This window comes from Sulfuriferula plumbiphila (genome assembly GCF_009938015.1).
GTDB classification, from domain to species: Bacteria; Pseudomonadota; Gammaproteobacteria; order Burkholderiales; family Sulfuriferulaceae; genus Sulfuriferula; species Sulfuriferula plumbiphila.
In genome coordinates this window covers 1,125,580-1,141,883 of record NZ_AP021884.1, presented here as the reverse complement: position 1 = coordinate 1,141,883, position 16,304 = coordinate 1,125,580, and the positions used below count along the sequence as shown (strand labels likewise).

General features: G+C 57.4%; 16 protein-coding genes. 5 read left to right on the top strand and 11 right to left on the bottom strand.

Annotation, left to right across the window (positions count from 1 at the left end; all coding sequences use genetic code 11):
• Positions 1-29 precede the first annotated feature (29 nt).
• Positions 30-2,075: a methionine--tRNA ligase gene (gene metG / locus GZH91_RS06095; protein ID WP_147070490.1), complete on the top strand. Its 2,046-nt coding sequence runs from the start codon at positions 30-32 to the stop codon at positions 2,073-2,075.
• Positions 2,076-2,139: 64 nt separating this feature from the next.
• Here the strand turns inward: metG and GZH91_RS06090 are convergent, their stop codons facing one another.
• Positions 2,140-3,027, bottom strand: a complete 888-nt coding sequence (locus GZH91_RS06090) for a LysR family transcriptional regulator (RefSeq protein WP_147070492.1) — start codon at positions 3,025-3,027, stop codon at positions 2,140-2,142.
• Between the two features lie 248 nt (positions 3,028-3,275).
• Between GZH91_RS06090 and maiA the strand changes: the two genes are divergently transcribed.
• Complete coding sequence (gene maiA, locus GZH91_RS06085) at positions 3,276-3,920, top strand: maleylacetoacetate isomerase (protein WP_147070494.1); 645 nt, start codon at positions 3,276-3,278, stop codon at positions 3,918-3,920.
• A 71-nt stretch (positions 3,921-3,991) separates the two neighbouring features.
• Positions 3,992-4,696, top strand: coding sequence for an HPP family protein (locus GZH91_RS06080; protein WP_147070496.1), 705 nt, complete (start codon positions 3,992-3,994; stop codon positions 4,694-4,696).
• A gap of 307 nt (positions 4,697-5,003) precedes the next feature.
• Here the strand turns inward: GZH91_RS06080 and dnaE are convergent, their stop codons facing one another.
• On the bottom strand, positions 5,004-8,450 hold the full coding sequence (gene dnaE, locus GZH91_RS06075; protein WP_147070498.1) for a DNA polymerase III subunit alpha: 3,447 nt from the start codon (positions 8,448-8,450) through the stop codon (positions 5,004-5,006).
• Between the two features lie 68 nt (positions 8,451-8,518).
• Here dnaE and GZH91_RS06070 point away from each other — a divergent pair, with 68 nt between their 5' ends.
• Both GZH91_RS06070 and GZH91_RS06065 read left to right on the top strand, forming a co-directional pair.
• Positions 8,519-9,340, top strand: coding sequence for a sulfurtransferase (locus GZH91_RS06070; RefSeq protein ID WP_147070500.1), 822 nt, complete (start codon positions 8,519-8,521; stop codon positions 9,338-9,340).
• Positions 9,341-9,450: 110 nt separating this feature from the next.
• Positions 9,451-10,371 (top strand): LysR family transcriptional regulator, encoded by a 921-nt coding sequence (locus GZH91_RS06065; protein ID WP_174861814.1) that lies wholly within the window; start codon positions 9,451-9,453, stop codon positions 10,369-10,371.
• Between the two features lie 420 nt (positions 10,372-10,791).
• On the opposite strand, the gene GZH91_RS06060 is transcribed toward GZH91_RS06065, so the two are convergent.
• The 9 genes from GZH91_RS06060 to hisA form a co-directional block, all read right to left on the bottom strand.
• Positions 10,792-11,994, bottom strand: coding sequence for an ammonium transporter (locus GZH91_RS06060; RefSeq protein ID WP_147070504.1), 1,203 nt, complete (start codon positions 11,992-11,994; stop codon positions 10,792-10,794).
• 256 nt (positions 11,995-12,250) lie between these two features.
• Positions 12,251-13,072 (bottom strand): twin-arginine translocase subunit TatC, encoded by an 822-nt coding sequence (gene tatC, locus GZH91_RS06055; RefSeq protein ID WP_147070506.1) that lies wholly within the window; start codon positions 13,070-13,072, stop codon positions 12,251-12,253.
• Positions 13,069-13,503, bottom strand: a complete 435-nt coding sequence (gene tatB / locus GZH91_RS06050; protein ID WP_147070508.1) for a Sec-independent protein translocase protein TatB — start codon at positions 13,501-13,503, stop codon at positions 13,069-13,071. Before tatB ends, tatC begins: the two co-directional genes overlap by 4 nt.
• Before the next feature lie 23 nt (positions 13,504-13,526).
• Positions 13,527-13,739: a Sec-independent protein translocase subunit TatA gene (gene tatA / locus GZH91_RS06045; RefSeq protein ID WP_147070510.1), complete on the bottom strand. Its 213-nt coding sequence runs from the start codon at positions 13,737-13,739 to the stop codon at positions 13,527-13,529.
• Between the two features lie 14 nt (positions 13,740-13,753).
• Entirely contained in the window at positions 13,754-14,092 is a 339-nt protein-coding gene (locus GZH91_RS06040) for a histidine triad nucleotide-binding protein (RefSeq protein WP_147070511.1), read from the bottom strand.
• On the bottom strand, positions 14,089-14,409 hold the full coding sequence (locus GZH91_RS06035) for a phosphoribosyl-ATP diphosphatase (RefSeq protein ID WP_147070513.1): 321 nt from the start codon (positions 14,407-14,409) through the stop codon (positions 14,089-14,091). The genes GZH91_RS06040 and GZH91_RS06035 overlap by 4 nt, the downstream gene beginning before the upstream one ends.
• Entirely contained in the window at positions 14,406-14,801 is a 396-nt protein-coding gene (hisI, locus tag GZH91_RS06030) for a phosphoribosyl-AMP cyclohydrolase (protein WP_147070515.1), read from the bottom strand. Before hisI ends, GZH91_RS06035 begins: the two co-directional genes overlap by 4 nt.
• Positions 14,798-15,559, bottom strand: coding sequence for an imidazole glycerol phosphate synthase subunit HisF (gene hisF, locus GZH91_RS06025; protein WP_147070517.1), 762 nt, complete (start codon positions 15,557-15,559; stop codon positions 14,798-14,800). The genes hisI and hisF overlap by 4 nt, the downstream gene beginning before the upstream one ends.
• On the bottom strand, positions 15,559-16,302 hold the full coding sequence (hisA, locus tag GZH91_RS06020) for a 1-(5-phosphoribosyl)-5-[(5-phosphoribosylamino)methylideneamino]imidazole-4-carboxamide isomerase (RefSeq protein WP_147070519.1): 744 nt from the start codon (positions 16,300-16,302) through the stop codon (positions 15,559-15,561). The genes hisF and hisA overlap by 1 nt, the downstream gene beginning before the upstream one ends.
• Positions 16,303-16,304 lie beyond the last annotated feature (2 nt).

Here is a 16,304-nt window from a genome sequence, read left to right as displayed (position 1 = left end):
CCACCTGTCCCTATCAATCACTGACCCCCATGACCCGCAAAATTCTCGTCACTTCCGCCCTGCCCTACGCCAACGGCGCCATTCACCTTGGCCACCTGGTGGAATACATCCAGACTGATATCTGGGTGCGCTTCCAGAAAATGCACGGGCATGAATGCTATTACGTCTGCGCCGACGACACCCACGGTACGCCCATCATGCTGCGCGCCGAAAAGGAAGGCATCACGCCGGAACAATTGATCGCACGCGTGCACGGCGAACATCTGCGCGACTTTACCGGCTTTCACGTCGGCTTCGACAGTTACCACTCGACCAACTCCGGGGAAAACCGCGAGCTGTCCGGCACGGTGTACCTGAAGCTGCGCGAAGCCGGGCTGATCGAGCAAAAGACCATCGAGCAATACTACGATCCGGTCAGGGAAATGTTCCTGCCGGACCGCTTCATCAAGGGCCAGTGTCCCAAGTGTGGCGCGCAGGATCAGTATGGTGACGGCTGCGAAGTGTGTGGTGCAACCTATACGCCCACGGATCTGATCAACCCGGTCTCAGCCATCTCCGGCAGCACGCCGGTGCGGCGCGAATCCGAGCATTACTTCTTCAGGCTCGGCGCCTGCGAAGCGTTTCTGCGCGAATGGACACGCTCCGGCGCGCTCCAGCAGGAGGCCGCCAACAAGCTGGACGAGTGGTTTGCCGCAGGTCTGCAAAACTGGGACATCTCGCGCGACGCGCCCTACTTCGGCTTTGAAATCCCCGATGCGCCGGGCAAATATTTTTACGTCTGGCTGGACGCCCCCATCGGCTATATGGCGAGCTTCAAGAAGCTCGCGGCGGAAAAAAACCTGGACTTCGACGCCTGGTGGCAAAACGATTCCGGCGCCGAGCTGTATCACTTCATCGGCAAGGACATCCTCTATTTCCATGCCCTGTTCTGGCCGGCCATGCTGAAAAACGCCGGCTACCGCACCCCGAGCGGCGTGTTCGCGCACGGTTTCCTCACCGTCAACGGTGCCAAGATGTCCAAATCGCGCGGCACTTTCATCACCGCCGAGAGCTACCTGGCCAGCGGCATGGACCCGGAATGGCTGCGCTACTACTACGCCGCCAAGATCAACGGCAGCATGGAAGACCTGGATCTGAATCTGGCCGACTTCATCGCCCGGGTAAATAGTGACCTGGTCGGCAAATACGTCAACATCGCCAGCCGCACCGCCGGTTTCATCGCCAGGCGTTTTGACGGCAAACTGGCCGCCCGCCTGCCCACCTCGGAATTGCTCGCCGAAGTCCAGCACGCCGCCACGCTCATCGGCGAATGCTACGAGACGCGCGAATACGGCAAGGCGTTGCGGGAAATCATGCGCCTCACCGACCTGGCCAACCAGTACGTCAACGACAACAAACCCTGGGAACTGGCCAAACAGGAAGGTAGCGAGGCACTGTTGCACGAAGTCTGCTCGGTCAGCGTCAACCTGTTCCGTCTGCTCACCCTTTACCTCAAGCCGGTCCTGCCCAGGCTCGCCACCGAGGTGGAAACTTTCCTCAACATCGCCGCGCTGGCCTGGGTGGATGCGGGCACGCTGCTGACCAGCCATAGCATCAACGCCTACAGCCACTTGATGACGCGTGTCGAGCAGAAGCAGGTTGACGCCCTGGTGGCTGCCAACCAGCAAAGCCTGGCAGCCAGCGCCGACGCGCATTCCCCGGCACGTCATGCTGAAGCGCAGAACCACGTCATTGCGCCGATTGCCGACACCATTACGGCAGATGATTTCGCCAGGATCGACCTGCGCGTGGCGAAAATCGTCAACGCCGAACACGTGGAAGGCGCGGACAAGCTGATTCGCCTGACCCTGGACATTGGCGAAGGCAAAACCCGCAATGTTTTTGCCGGCATCAAGTCCGCCTACGATCCGGAAAAATTGATCGGCCGCATGACCGTGATGGTCGCCAATCTGGCGCCGCGCAAGATGAAATTCGGCGTCTCCGAAGGCATGGTGCTGGCCGCTTCGGGCGAAACAGCGGGGTTGTATATCCTGTCGCCGGATGACGGCGCCGTGCCCGGGATGCGGGTGAAATAAACGGTCAAGCCCTTATTCCCTGCGCCGGTAAAAGGCGTCTTTGCCGGCATTAGCGCGCACATCTTCAGGGATTTGGGCTGTTGTCTGTATCCATTGATATCTGTCCACGCCGCTCCTCTCGTCCCAGAAGCCGCAAACCTGCCAGCGCCTGCTGCAGAAAATCATCGTTGCGTGACAAGGGATACACCATGTGCGCAGTCACCGAGAAATGGGGGGTGCCAGGCACACGGTGCAAACGTTTTTTGGCAAGCAGCGTGCGTACCATTCGCAGCGGAAAGTACGCCGAGCCACCCGATGTCAGGAGTTGCTGGATGCCTAGCCAGCCAACATTTGCGCTGAGTGCCGGGGGCGGATGGTCAGGAAAATTGAGGGAGAACTGGTGAAAGAACTCCGTGCCCCAGTCCACATGGACATAACCTGGATCCGGCCAGGGGCGCATCCTGTCGGTCGTTACCAATACCAGCGTTTCATCAAACAAGCGTTCCAGGCCTAGCCCCGGACGGGCTTCGGGCGTGTACATCAAGCCGATATCCAGTGTGTTCTGCACCAGACCGTGCATGATGTCCTGCTCGAAGCCGATCTCCAGGCGCAGGGAAATAGCCGGAGCGGCTTGCCGCATCCATGCCACCCAGCGCGACAAAAAACCTTCCCATAAAGCGATACGCCCGCTGACGGTCAAGCCGCCCGAATAGCCATCGGGCAAACCCACATCCTGCTTGGCGATATCTGCTGTGCGCACCAGCGTCTGGGCGTGGCGCACGAAGCGCTGCCCGGCGGCCGTCAATGCCGCACCTTGTTTTCCCCGGCTGAATAATTTTGCGCCCAGCTTCCTTTCCAGATTCTGGATACGCGCACTGACCGTGGATTGGGTAACGTGAAGTTTTTCGGCAGCGCCCAGAAAATTCCCTATGGCTACCACATGGAGAAAAGTGCGCGCCTGTTCTATATCCATCTATCGATAATCACGATACAAAACACCATAATATTTCGTTTTTCTTATAAATAAAAGCACCTTAAACTATCCGATTTTCAGTGGACTCAAGGCGTTACATCAAAGCTTACCACCTTCGACCAGTATCACCCGGAGCACTTAACTGCAGGATATCGAAAGGCCGGCGCTTAACATTCCCAGGAATGACAGCTCGCTGCTGCGCCAGCGGATCACCCCCCTTGCCTTGGACACATTACAGGAGTCATGCCATGCAACTATTCAGTTTTTTCAGCAGTTCAACCGCCTTCCGGGTCCGCATCGCGCTTGCGCTCAAGGGAGCGGATTATGAATATCAAGCTGTTAACCTGCGCGCCGGCGAGCAGCACCAGCAGGCCTTCCTTGACCGCAATCCTTCAGGCAACGTCCCGGCGCTAGTCGATGGGGATTTCAACCTCGGTCAATCACTGGCCATTCTTGATTATCTCGATAGCCGTTATCCGGAGCCCCGGCTGATCCCCGCAGATACCATTCAGCGTGCGCGGGTGCTGGAACTGGTGAATGTGATTGCCTGCGATATCCATCCCGTCAACAACCTGCGCGTGCAGCTGTATTTGAAAAACATCCTGGGCGTGACCGAAGCCCAGAAAAATGCCTGGTACCGGCACTGGGTCGCGCAGGGTCTTGACGTAGTGGAGCGTCTGCTCGCACGCCAGGAGGACACACCTTATTGCTTTGGTACCCACCCCACCTTGGCCGATTGTTGCCTGGCACCTCAGGTATGGAGTGCAGCGCGTGCAGGCTGCGATATCGCGGCCTATCCACGTATCGATCGGATCTATCGCCATTGCATGGCCCAGCCCGCTTTTATACAAGCGGCGCCAGAACAACAAGCGGATGCGCCGCAAGGGGGTTAAGCGGATGTACCAACCGATAAGCCCCGTTCGCGTAAAACAATCCAACACTATCGTATAAAGCATCGTCATCAATGAAGCACATAATAAAAAACCTAGGCATTACTTTCTCGTACCAGTTGCCCTTGCCCGGTCACCGTGAAAAATGGATTTCCGGCTTGGGTGGCGCAGTGGGTATTGCCATGACGCTATGGATCAGCCAGCTGGTTCCTGGTCATCATGCAATTCTGATCGTGGCGTCGATGGGTGCCAGTGCAGTATTGCTTTTTGCCGCCCCGCATAGTGCATTTTCCACGCCGTGGGCAGTTCTGGGTGGCCATGTTATCTCCGCCCTCATCGGGATTGCGTGTGCCTGGCTAGTACCCAATCTATTCATTGCCACACCGCTGGCACTCGGGCTGGCCATCGTCTGTATGTACTACTTGCATTGCATCCATCCGCCGGGCGGCGCCACTGCTTTAATCGCAGTGATGGGCGGACCGGAGATTCACGCGATGGGACTGGATTACATACTCTTTCCTATCCTGGTGAATGCCGGCATTCTGGTAGCGGTAGCGATGGTCTTTAACCAGCTATTGCGCGCTAGACAGGAAGCTCACGTAGCGGACGTGGAATCCCATCTGCATCTGCCGGAAAAATATCTTATTCGGCACAGTGACCTGGTCTATGCCTTGTCGGAGATTCAGTCCTACATCGACGTGAGCGAGGAAGATTTGTTGCGTGTCTACAATCTGGCGACAGAGCATGCGCATCCCGGCGAAATGGAGAGGGATAAATGATCTCTGGCCTGCCAAAATGGCGTGGCCGATCAGATTTTTCTTGAAATTCAGGGCAAAAAAATGCCCGGCGCGTAATCGTTGCCGGGCGAAATCCTCTTATTAAGGAGGAGGAGGAGACAACACTGAGCTCTTGGGAAAGAGCTGAAGATCAGCGTTATAAGTATTTTCTAATATTATTACTTTCTTGTCAATTGTTTTTTCTCCCCATGTTGATACATGTCAATCAGAAATCATTATCTATTTGATTTATTTGATGAATAAAAAATGGGTGTAACAACCACCCGTTTTAATTTGTCTGGAACCTGGCTCAGAACTCGACCCTTACATTATCGCGGCTGAGCCAACCACTCAGCCCTTCAAGCAAACCATCGTGCAGCGCCACGCGCCAGTTGTCACCCAGTGCCAGTTCGCAGGCAGCCGTACCGTTGTGATATGCGATCCGTACCGGGCACCCCCCTTCATGGGTGCGGTACGGTTGCAGTATGTCCAATAGCCGGATGGCGCCGGATTGCCCATTCATGGCGAGCTTGAGTGATTTGGCATAACGGGTGCGCGCAGCGGTGAGGTCATAGAGCTTGTCCACCATCACGCGCAGGCCGCCGGAGTAGTCATCTTTCGACACCTTGCCTTCCACCAGCAGCAGGTGGTCTTCCTTGAGCCACTCGCGGTGGCGCTCGAACACTTCGTTGAACACCGGCACCTCGAGGGCTGCTGTGCCGTCATCAAGTTGTACAAAAGCCATTTTGCCGCGCCGCGTCATCTGTGTGCGCAACGCCGAAATAATGCCCGCCAGCAACACCGGCTGCGGGCTGGGGGCAACGTCCTTCAGGCGCAACTTGGCAAATCCCGCCAGCTCAGGCGCGTAAGCGTCGAACGGGTGGCCGCTGTAATAAAAGCCCAGTGCGGTTTTTTCCTGCAGCAGTTTTTCTTTCTCGTGCCAGCGCGGCACATCCGCCAGCATCGGCTGTGTGTCGGGATGACTGTCGAAGTCGCCGAACAGGCTCACCTGGTTGATGTCGGCGGCGGCCTGCCCGGCCAGCTCCAGCGCCATGCCTACCGAGGCCAGCAGCGCCGCGCGATGGTCGTTGAGGCTGTCGAACGCGCCAGCGCGGATCAGCGATTCCAGGGTACGCCGATTCACGCTGCGCTTGTCCACGCGCTGCGCCAGGTCGAACAAATCCTTGAACGCGCCGTCTTTTTGGCGTGCTGCGACAATGGCGCTGATCGCCGCCTCACCGGTGCCTTTGATGGCACCCAGACCGTAGCGGATCTGTTTGTCGTTTTCCGGCGCGAACCGGTAACCGGACAGATTAATGTCCGGCGGCAGCACTTCCAGACCATTGGCCACCGTGTCTTCGTAGAAATTCTTCACCTTGTCGGTGTCGTCCATGTCCGCCGACAGGGTGGCGGCCATGAACGCCGCCGGGTGATGCGCCTTCAAATACGCGGTGTGATAAGCCACCAGTGCATACGCGGCAGAGTGGGATTTGTTGAAACCATAGCCGGCAAACTTCTCCATCAGGTCAAAGATGGTGGTCGCCTGCTTGGCTTCCACGCCTTTTTCTATCGCGCCGTTGACGAAAATGTCGCGGTGCTCGGCCATTTCCTCGGCATTTTTCTTGCCCATGGCACGACGCAGCAAGTCAGCAGAGCCGAGGGTATAGCCGCCCATGATCTGGGCGATCTGCATCACTTGTTCCTGATAAACGATGACACCGTAAGTGGGCTTGAGGGTGCCCTCCAGCATGGGATGCATGTAGTCCACGCGCGCCTTGCCATGCTTGCGGTTGATGAAGTCGTCCACCATGCCCGACTCCAGCGGGCCGGGGCGGAACAGCGCCACCAGCGCCACAACGTCTTCGAAACAATCCGGCTGCAAGCGCCGGATCAAGTCTTTCATGCCGCGCGATTCGAGCTGGAACACCGCGGTGGTGTTGCCGGCTTTCAACAGCGCGTAGCTGCGCCGGTCATTCAGTGGCAGGGTTTCCAGGCTGAATGGCGCTTTGCCATCGGGCGACAGCGCCGCCACATAGCGCATCGCCCAGTCGAGGATGGTAAGCGTGCGCAGACCAAGGAAGTCGAATTTCACCAGGCCGGCTTTTTCCACGTCGTCCTTGTCGAACTGCGATACCGCGGAATCCGAACCCTCGGCGATATAAAGCGGGCAAAAATCGGTAAGCTTGCCGGGTGCAATCAACACCCCGCCTGCGTGCATGCCGACGTTGCGGGTCAGGTCTTCCAGCTTTTGCGCCAGATTGAACAGCTCGCGCACGTCTTCTTCGTTGTCGTAGCGCTCCTTGAGCTGCGGCTCGGTTTCCAGGGCTTTTTGCAACGAGACCGGTTTGACCCCCTCGATCGGCACCAGCTTGGAGAGCTGGTCGCACAACAGATAAGGCATGTCCAGCACGCGCCCGACGTCGCGAATCACCGACTTGGAACCCAGGGTGCCAAAGGTCACAATCTGCGACACTGCCTCGCGTCCATATTTGTCCTTGACGTAGTTGATGACGCGCTCGCGCCCATCCTGGCAGAAATCCACGTCAAAGTCGGGCATGGACACCCGCTCCGGATTCAGAAACCGCTCGAACAGCAGATCATAAGGGATCGGGTCGATGTCGGTGATGCCGAGCACGTAGGCCACCAGCGAGCCCGCACCGGAGCCACGCCCCGGCCCCACCGGCACGCCGTTGTGCTTGGCCCAGTTGATGAAGTCCGCCACGATCAGGAAATAGCCGGGGAAGCCCATCTGGATGATGGTGCCGAGCTCGAATTCCAGGCGTTCCTGGTACTGCGGGTAGCGTTTCCCGCGTTCCGCGGCGTCGGGGTACAGCAGCGCCATGCGCGCCGCCAGCCCTTCCCGGGAACGTTCCCGCAAGTGGTCGTCGAGGGTCATGCCCGCCGGCGTGGGGAACTGCGGCAGCCTGCTTTTGCCCAGCTCCAGGCTCAATGAACAGCGTTTGGCGATTTCCACGCTGTTGATAAGCGCTTCGGGAATATCGGCGAACAGCGCCACCATCTCCGCCTGGGTTTTGAAATACTGCTCCTCGGTAAACATGCGCGGACGACGGCGGTCGCCCAGCAACGCGCCTTCGGCGATGCATACGCGCGCTTCATGCGCCTTGAAGTCATCGCGTTCGGGGAACTGGACGGGATGGGTAGCCACCACCGGCAAATCCAGCGCCAGCGCCAGCGGCAGCGTTGCCTGCAGGCAGTTTTCAGCATCTGCGTGGCCGCTGCGCTGGATTTCCAGGTAATAGCGATCGGGGAACAGGGCCGCCCAGCGGCCGGCCGCTGCGCGCGCCGTGTCCCTATTGCCCGCCAGCAGGGCTTGCCCGACATCGCCCAAGTGCGCGCCGGACAGCGCAATCAGCCCGGTTGTGCCGATTTCGCCGAACCACGCCTGGCGCAGCTCTGCCCGTCCGCGATACATGTTTTCACGGTAGGCGCGGGTAAGCAATTCAGACAAACGCCGATAGCCGTCGCGGTTTTGCGCCAGCAGCAAGAGACGGCCGGGCCGGTCGCGATCGCTATCATTGCCCACCCACACATCGCAGCCCAGGATGGGTTTGACCCCTTTGCCACGCGCGCATTGATAAAACTTCACCATCCCGAATAAATTGGATAGATCGGTCAACGCCAGCGCAGGCATGGCATCCGCCACGGCGCGCTGCACCGCGTCGTCGATGCGCACGATGCCGTCGCTGATGGAGTATTCTGAATGCAGGCGGAGATGGATAAATTCGGGATCGGGCATTGCCTGATTTTACCCGGTTGCAGCAGGGTATAATACCGTCTGTTTACAAGCCTTTGAATCACTGAATCATGTCAGCCATTCTTAACGTCGCCGCTTACCGTTTTGTACAACTGGAAGATCTGCCTGCCCTGCGCGAAACCTTCCGCGAGCGTACCCGTGCCCTCAAAGGCACCGTGCTGCTCACGCCGGAGGGCATCAATATGTTCCTCGCCGGCGTTGCCGCAGAGCTGGAAGCCTTTATCAGCTGGCTCACCGCGGATGCGCGCTTTGCCGACATCGCCATCAAGCGCAGCAGGTCGGACGAAATCCCGTTTAACCGCATGCTGGTCAAGCTGAAAAAGGAAATCATCACCTTCCACCAGCCCTGTTTCGAGCGTACCGCCCACCCGGCGCCTCAGCTGCCCGCCAGCGAACTGAAAAAATGGTACGACGAAGGCCGTGAGTTCATCATCGTGGACACCCGCAACGATTTTGAATACCGCGTCGGCACGTTCAGGAATGCGGTGAATCTCAAGCTGCACAGCTTTGGGGATTTTGCCGCGGCTACCGAGCAGCTCAAGGACTACCGCGACATGCCCATCGTCACCTTCTGCACCGGCGGCATCCGCTGCGAAAAAGCCGCGCCGTTCATGGCCGGCCAGGGCTTCAGCCAGGTTTACCAGCTGCAAGGCGGCATCCTCAAATACTTCGAGGAATGCGGCGCTGCACACTACGATGGTGAATGTTTCGTGTTCGACAAGCGCGTCGCGCTTGATGGCGAACTCAAGCCTACGCAAACCAATATGTGCTTTGCCTGCCGCAGTATATTGACGCCTGAAGATCAGCAATCCGCAGACTACGTGCTGGGCGTATCGTGCCCGCACTGCGTGCACAAGCAAGCTGTAGCCTGACTGATTATCGCAACGCATATCTGATGATGTGGCAATGGCGGCCCGTAGGCCGCCGTTGCTTTGCGGGTTATGGTGGATAATCGTGCGCAACAAGTTCAATTCTTTTGAATATGAAAATCACCCTGGAATCGCTGCAAATACTTGATGCGATAGATCGGCGCGGCAGCTTTGCCGCAGCCGCGGAAGAGGTGTTCCGGGTGCCTTCTGCACTCACCTATTCCATGCAAAAACTGGAAGGCGATCTGGGCGTGGCCTTGTTTGATCGCAGCGCACGCCGTGCCCAGCTCACTCCGGCCGGACGCGCCCTGCTGGATGAAGGCCGTGTGCTATTGCAGGCTGCGGATGCGCTGGAGTGCAGGGTAAAGCGTGTCGCCACGGGCTGGGAGACGGAACTGCGCATCGCACTGGATGTGGTACTCGATATCACCGCCCTGTTCCCCCTGATCGAGACGTTTTACGCACAGATGAGCGGTACCCGCCTGCGCCTCAGCCACGAAGTGCTCGGTGGCAGCTGGGATGCGCTGGCGACGAACCGCGCCGATCTGGTCATTGGGGTATCCGGCGACGGCCCGCCGGGTGGCGGCTACGCCACGCACAAAATCGGCGATGCGGAATTCGTATTCGCAGTGGCGCCGGGTCACCCGCTTGCCGCTGCGGATCAACCCATCGCCGCACACGAGTTGCTCAAGCATCGCGCAGTGGCCATTGCAGACACTTCGCGCCAGCTTTCCACCCGCAGCAGCGGCCTGCTTGACGGACAAGACGTGCTTACCGTGCCGGATGTGGCCGCCAAGCTTGCCGCACAAATTGCCGGACTGGGTGCCGGCTTTCTGCCGCGCGCCATGGCCGAGCGGGAAGCCGCCGCCGGTCGTCTGGTGATATGCGAGGTGGCCGAGTCCAAACCGCTGATCCCGCTTTATCTGGCCTGGCGCAGTCGTGACAAGGGACGCGCGCTGCGCTGGTTTCAAAAACAGCTCGAAGACGCTACCCTGGCGGGCGCATTGTTGCGCAACCTTGCTCCCCAGCACTAAACAGACGAAAAAGCGCCCGTCTGCCATTCTGTAGCATACCGGTGCCTGGAAAAATCCGGCAGGCCTGTAATAACGGATTGCGCCTGAAGCATTTCATTTTCTGTTATTTGAGCTTTTTGATCCCCAGGGCGCCGAGTACATATTTCTCGTACAGTGGTTCGGTGGTGCCTTTCTTCATGCTGCGGATGAAGCATTTTTCGAACGCGACTTTAGCCAGGTGCACCCGGTCGCACCGGGTTAAGCGCCGCTATCGTTGCGCCGAGATTGCGCGAGACATTCCCGACAACGACTTCACGCACCCTGTCTTTCAGTCGCTTCACACTGCTGTCGGCGACAGTGGGCCGCCTTGCGGCGTACCTTCTGTCCTCGTACTGACGATTCCCTCTGACATCATGCCCGCTTCCAGATAGTACCAGTCCATCACCAACTGGTTTCGCGTTCCGCCGTCGCAGAAATCCTGTGGATGGCAAGGTCTGCGCCGTTAAACTCATCTTCCTGGCTGAGGCGAATGCCTACAAACATCTTCAATAGACCATAGACCACGAAGCCGCCTATCAAGGCAACCGCAATACCCAGCAAGGTGCCCAGCAATTGCGACATGAAAGCAACGCCACCCAGGCCGCCAAGCGCTTTTGCCCCGAAGATCCCTGCGGCCAGACCGCCCCAGGTACCACATAAGCCATGCAATGGCCACACGCCCAACACATCATCAATCTTCCATTTGTTCTGGGTAATGGTGAACATCCACACAAACAACGCCCCTGCCACCGCACCCGTTGCCAGCGCGCCCAACGGGTGCATCAGGTCTGACCCTGCGCAAACAGCCACCAGGCCTGCCAACGGGCCATTGTGGATAAAACCCGGGTCGTTACGGCCAAGAATGAGCGCAGCCAGCGTGCCACCGACCATGGCCATCAGCGAATTCACTGCCACCAGGCCGGTAATCTTGTCTATGGTCTGCGCCGACATGACATTAAAACCGAACCAACCTACCATCAGAATCCACGCACCCAAAGCCAGGAAAGGGATGCTGGAGGGCGGATGGGCAGCTATTTCGCCGTTTTTACGATAGCGTCCATGCCGCGCACCCAGCAGCAACACGGCTACCAAGGCAATCCAGCCACCCACCGCGTGCACCACTACCGAACCAGCAAAATCGTGGAAATTTGCGCCAAAACTGGATTTTAACCAGTCCTGAATACCGTAATGGTTATTCCAGGCGATACCCTCGAAAAACGGGTAAACAAAACCCACCAGTGCAAACGTAGCAGCGAGTTGCGGGGTGAATTTGGCGCGCTCGGCGATACCACCCGAGATAATGGCAGGAATCGCCGCTGCGAAAGTCAGCAGAAAAAAGAACTTCACCAGTTCGTAACCGCTTTTTGCTGCCAGCACTTCGGCGCCGCTAAAAAAACTGACGCCATAGGCGACACTGTAGCCAATGAAAAAATAGGCAATCGTGGAGACACAAAAGTCCGTGAGTATTTTTACCAGCGCGTTGACCTGATTTTTTTTGCGGACCGTACCCAGTTCCAGGAACGCAAAGCCGGCATGCATGGCCAAAACCAGGATAGCGCCCAGCAGAATAAACAACACGTCACTGGCATTTTTTAAGTTTTCCATATCCATCCCGCCTGAAAAGCTGAAAATCAAAAGCAATTTACAGGCCAATTTATTTATTTAATACATAACAATAAGATAGATATTTTAATAACTAAAAAATCAGATTGATTGCACCTATATAGTGCATACAGAGATTTATTGCACAATACTGGTGCAATACGGTCTTCAGATACTCCAGTAGTGCCTGGATGATCTCTATGGTTGGGGAGCAGGTTTGGAACAGAAGTACACTGGCTAAGGGCACTCAGCCTTTGAATTACTTGTCGCCGCGTTGTCTGGAATCGGAATCCAGACCATCCAGTTCGCGCTCCATTTCTGCTTCCGAAAGCGGATGGTATGCCTCTGAATCACGTGGTTTTGGCCTGGAAATAAAACTGGCAACAATAATGCCCAGCTCATACAACAGCCACAGCGGCAATGCCAGCATGGTCTGTGAAACGACGTCAGGCGGCGTGAAAATCGCGCCGATGACAAATGAACCGACAACAACGTAGGGTCGGATTTCGCGCAATTTGGCGACACTCACCAAACCGATCTTGACCAGCACCACCACCACTACCGGCACCTCGAAAGTAATGCCGAACGCCATGAACATGGTTAGCACAAAATCCAGGTATTTACTGATATCGGTCATCACCGCCACACCGACCGGCGCCACTCCGGTAATAAAGCCGAACACCACCGGGAACACCATGAAATAGGCGAATGCCATGCCACAGAAAAACAGCACCACACTGGCGACAATGAGCGGCACGCCGAGGCGCTTTTCGTGCGAATACAGGCCGGGAGCAATAAATGCCCATATCTGATAAAGCACATACGGCAAGGCAATCAGGAAAGCCGCCATCATGGTCACTTTGATCGGCACAAAGAACGGAGCAGTGACTTCGGTGGCAATGAGCTGGCCGCCCTTGGGCAGGGCATGCAACAGCGGGCGGGCAAGCAAGGTGTAGAGGTCATTCGCCCAGTGGAACAGACCAAGGAATACCACGATCACGGCAATGACCGAACGCAGCAAGCGGTCACGCAATTCGATCAGATGGGAGATGAAGCTTTCCTGCGGGCCGGGCGTACTCATGTTCGGGGTTTGTCTGATTCAGGCGTGACGTGGGGCTGGGGCGTACTGACGGGTTCCAGCGCCAGCTCGGCCTGAGGCGAATCGACAAAGTGAGTTTCTGCCACTGCCGGATTATGCACAATGGCATCTGGCGGCGCACCTTCATTCCCAGTCCGCGTCATCGCCTGCAGGGCATGCTGCGCGCCGGCGACTTCCTCGGTGATCCTGTTTTCCGTTTGTTCCAGGCTCTGTTTGAATTGCTCGCCGGCTTTCTTCAGTTCGTCCAGTTCCATTTCCCGGCTAATGTCGGATTTAATGGTAGATACATAGCGTTGCAAACGCCCGAGCAAATGCCCTGCTGTACGCGCGACCTTGGGCAAACGCTCTGGACCGATCACAATCAGCGCCACCACGCCGATCACCACCAGCTCGGAAAATCCAACATCAAACATAGTTCAGCCTGCGCAAATCGTGCTCATACCTTGGTTTTTTCTTTGACTTCGCCTTCAATTGTCTGGCCGCTGCTGGCGCCATCAATCTTGCCCTGTTCGCCTTCCTTCATGGCGTCTTTGAAACTCTTGACCGCGCCGCCCACATCCCCGCCGATGTTGCGCAGTTTTTTGGTGCCAAACACAACCAGCACAATTGCCAGAACGATCAGCCAATGCCAAATGCTAAAGCTGCCCATGATTGTCTCCTTGGTTAAATTAAGTGCGGCATCTTACCGCCGCCGAATACGTGTATGTGCAGATGAAACACTTCCTGTCCGCCACCACGCCCGGTGTTGATCGAGGTACGAAATCCGTCATTCAACCCGTGCTCGCGCGCCAGCCTGGGTGCCAACAGCAACATGCGGCCGAGCAGGCCCTCATGCTGCGCCTTGCATTCCACGAGCGAAGCAATATGCACCTTGGGGATGATCAGCAGGTGCACCGGCGCCGCCGGATGAATGTCGTGGAATACCAGCAACTCGTCATTTTCGAAGACTTGTTTACTGGGCAATTGGCCCGCCACAATTTTACAGAAAATGCAGTCGTTCATTGCTTGCCCCGTGATGCCTTCTCGGTGTACCCCGACACGCCTTCGCGCCGTGCCAGTTCGTCGAGCACGTCCTGCGGACCCAAGCCCTGGCTCGCCAGCAGAATCAGGGTATGAAACCATAAATCAGCGGTTTCATACACGATTTTTTTCGGGTCGCCATCCTTGGCTGCCATGATGGTCTCGGCAGCCTCCTCGGCGATTTTTTTCAGCATCGCATCCAGACCCTTGGCATACAGGCTGGCTGCGTACGACGAATCCGCAGCACTCGATTTGCGGGCTTCCAGAGTGGCGCCGAGACGTTCGAGAATATCGCTCACTTGTGGTAAATCTCCGCAGGATCCTTCAGCACCGGCTCGGTGGTCACCCATTGACCGTTTTCATACTTCTGGAAAAAACAGTCATGTCGCCCGGTGTGACAGGCAATCCCGCCAACTTGTTCAACCTTGAGCAAAATCACATCCTCGTCGCAGTCCAGGCGGATTTCTTTCACCTTCTGCACATGTCCGGATTCCTCCCCCTTGTGCCACAATTTCTTGCGCGAGCGCGACCAGTACACCGCTTCGCTGGTCGCGACAGTGCGTTTCAGCGCCTCGCGGTTCATCCACGCCACCATCAATACGTCACCATTGCCGGCATCCTGGGCAATCGCAGGCACCAGACCATCCTCCGTCCAGTTCACCTTGTTTAACCAGTTGTCCGATACGCTCACAATCTGACCTCGATCCCATTTTGCATCATGTGCAGCTTGGCTTCGTGCACGGTGTATTCGCCAAAGTGGAAAATGCTTGCTGCCAGCACGGCGTCGGCATGACCTTGCATCACGCCATCGGCCAGATGTTGCAAATTGCCCACGCCGCCGCTGGCAATCACCGGGATCGTCACTGCATCCGACACCGCGCGCGTCAGCGGCAGGTTGAAGCCGCTCCTGGTGCCATCGCGATCCATACTGGTCAGGAGTATCTCACCTGCCCCCATTTGCTGCATTTTTTGCGCCCATTCCACGGCGTCCAGTCCTGTGGCGCGGCGTCCACCATGGGTGTAAACCTCCCATTTGCCATCGCTGCCGGCCTTGGCGTCGATCGCCACCACGATGCATTGCGAGCCGAAGCGGGCGGCAGCATCGGCCACTACCTGCGGGTTGGTCACGGCGGTGGTATTGATGCTGACTTTGTCGGCACCCGCATTGAGCAGGCGGCGCACGTCGTTGACCTCGCGCACGCCGCCGCCCACGGTGAGCGGAATGAATACCTCGGCAGCAACGGCTTCGATGATATGCAAAATCAGGTCGCGCTGATCGGAACTGGCGGTAATGTCGAGAAAAGTCAACTCGTCGGCACCTTCGCGGTCATAGCGACGGGCGATTTCAACTGGATCACCCGCATCGCGCAGGCCGACGAAATTAACACCCTTGACCACCCGGCCGGCTGTCACGTCGAGACAGGGAATAATGCGCTTGGCCAGCCCCATTACGTTTCCGTCAGCGCGTCGGAGAGCTTTTGCGCGGCGGCGAAATCCAGCGTGCCTTCGTATATGGCACGGCCCGTAATCGCACCCATGATGCCTTCCTTTTCTACCGCGCACAGGTGGCGGACATCATCCAGATTGGTAATGCCGCCGCTCGCGATCACCGGAATGGTCAGCGCCTGCGCCAGCTTCACCGTCGCTTCGATGTTGACGCCCGAGAGCATCCCGTCGCGACCGATGTCAGTATAGATCACCCCTTCCACACCGTAGTCCTGGAATTTTCGCGCCAGATCAATCACGTCGTGATGGGTCATTTTGGACCAGCCTTCCACCGCCACTTTGCCCTCCTTGGCGTCCAGCCCAACAATGATATGGCCGGGGAAAGCATTGCAGGCGTCATGCAGAAAGCCGGGGGTTTTCACCGCTGCCGTGCCGATGATGACGTAGCGAATACCGTCATCCAGATAACGCGCGATGGTGTCGAGGTCGCGGATGCCACCGCCGAGCTGTACCGGCACATCCTCGCCCACCGCGTCCACGATGGCTTTAATCGCGCCTTCGTTGACCGGCTTGCCGGCAAATGCGCCATTCAAATCCACCAGATGCAGGCGGCGTGCACCTTGTGCCAGCCAGTGTCGTGCCATTTCGGCGGGGTCTTCGGAAAATACGGTGGCCTCTTCCATCAGGCCTTGTTTGAGGCGCACGCAGTGGCCGTCTTTCAAGTCAATCGCGGGAATAATCAACATGG

Bases quoted from the DNA above. Each gene is read 5' to 3' on its own strand.
- metG (WP_147070490.1), top strand. From the start codon at position 30: ATGACCCGCAAAATTCTCGTCACTTCCGCCCTGCCCTACGCCAACGGC.
- GZH91_RS06090 (WP_147070492.1), bottom strand. From the start codon at position 3,027: ATGGATATAGAACAGGCGCGCACTTTTCTCCATGTGGTAGCCATAGGG.
- maiA (WP_147070494.1), top strand. From the start codon at position 3,276: ATGCAACTATTCAGTTTTTTCAGCAGTTCAACCGCCTTCCGGGTCCGC.
- GZH91_RS06080 (WP_147070496.1), top strand. From the start codon at position 3,992: ATGAAGCACATAATAAAAAACCTAGGCATTACTTTCTCGTACCAGTTG.
- dnaE (WP_147070498.1), bottom strand. From the start codon at position 8,450: ATGCCCGATCCCGAATTTATCCATCTCCGCCTGCATTCAGAATACTCC.
- GZH91_RS06070 (WP_147070500.1), top strand. From the start codon at position 8,519: ATGTCAGCCATTCTTAACGTCGCCGCTTACCGTTTTGTACAACTGGAA.
- GZH91_RS06065 (WP_174861814.1), top strand. From the start codon at position 9,451: ATGAAAATCACCCTGGAATCGCTGCAAATACTTGATGCGATAGATCGG.
- GZH91_RS06060 (WP_147070504.1), bottom strand. From the start codon at position 11,994: ATGGAAAACTTAAAAAATGCCAGTGACGTGTTGTTTATTCTGCTGGGC.
- tatC (WP_147070506.1), bottom strand. From the start codon at position 13,072: ATGAGTACGCCCGGCCCGCAGGAAAGCTTCATCTCCCATCTGATCGAA.
- tatB (WP_147070508.1), bottom strand. From the start codon at position 13,503: ATGTTTGATGTTGGATTTTCCGAGCTGGTGGTGATCGGCGTGGTGGCG.
- tatA (WP_147070510.1), bottom strand. From the start codon at position 13,739: ATGGGCAGCTTTAGCATTTGGCATTGGCTGATCGTTCTGGCAATTGTG.
- GZH91_RS06040 (WP_147070511.1), bottom strand. From the start codon at position 14,092: ATGAACGACTGCATTTTCTGTAAAATTGTGGCGGGCCAATTGCCCAGT.
- hisF (WP_147070517.1), bottom strand. From the start codon at position 15,559: ATGGGGCTGGCCAAGCGCATTATTCCCTGTCTCGACGTGACAGCCGGC.
- hisA (WP_147070519.1), bottom strand. From the start codon at position 16,302: ATGTTGATTATTCCCGCGATTGACTTGAAAGACGGCCACTGCGTGCGC.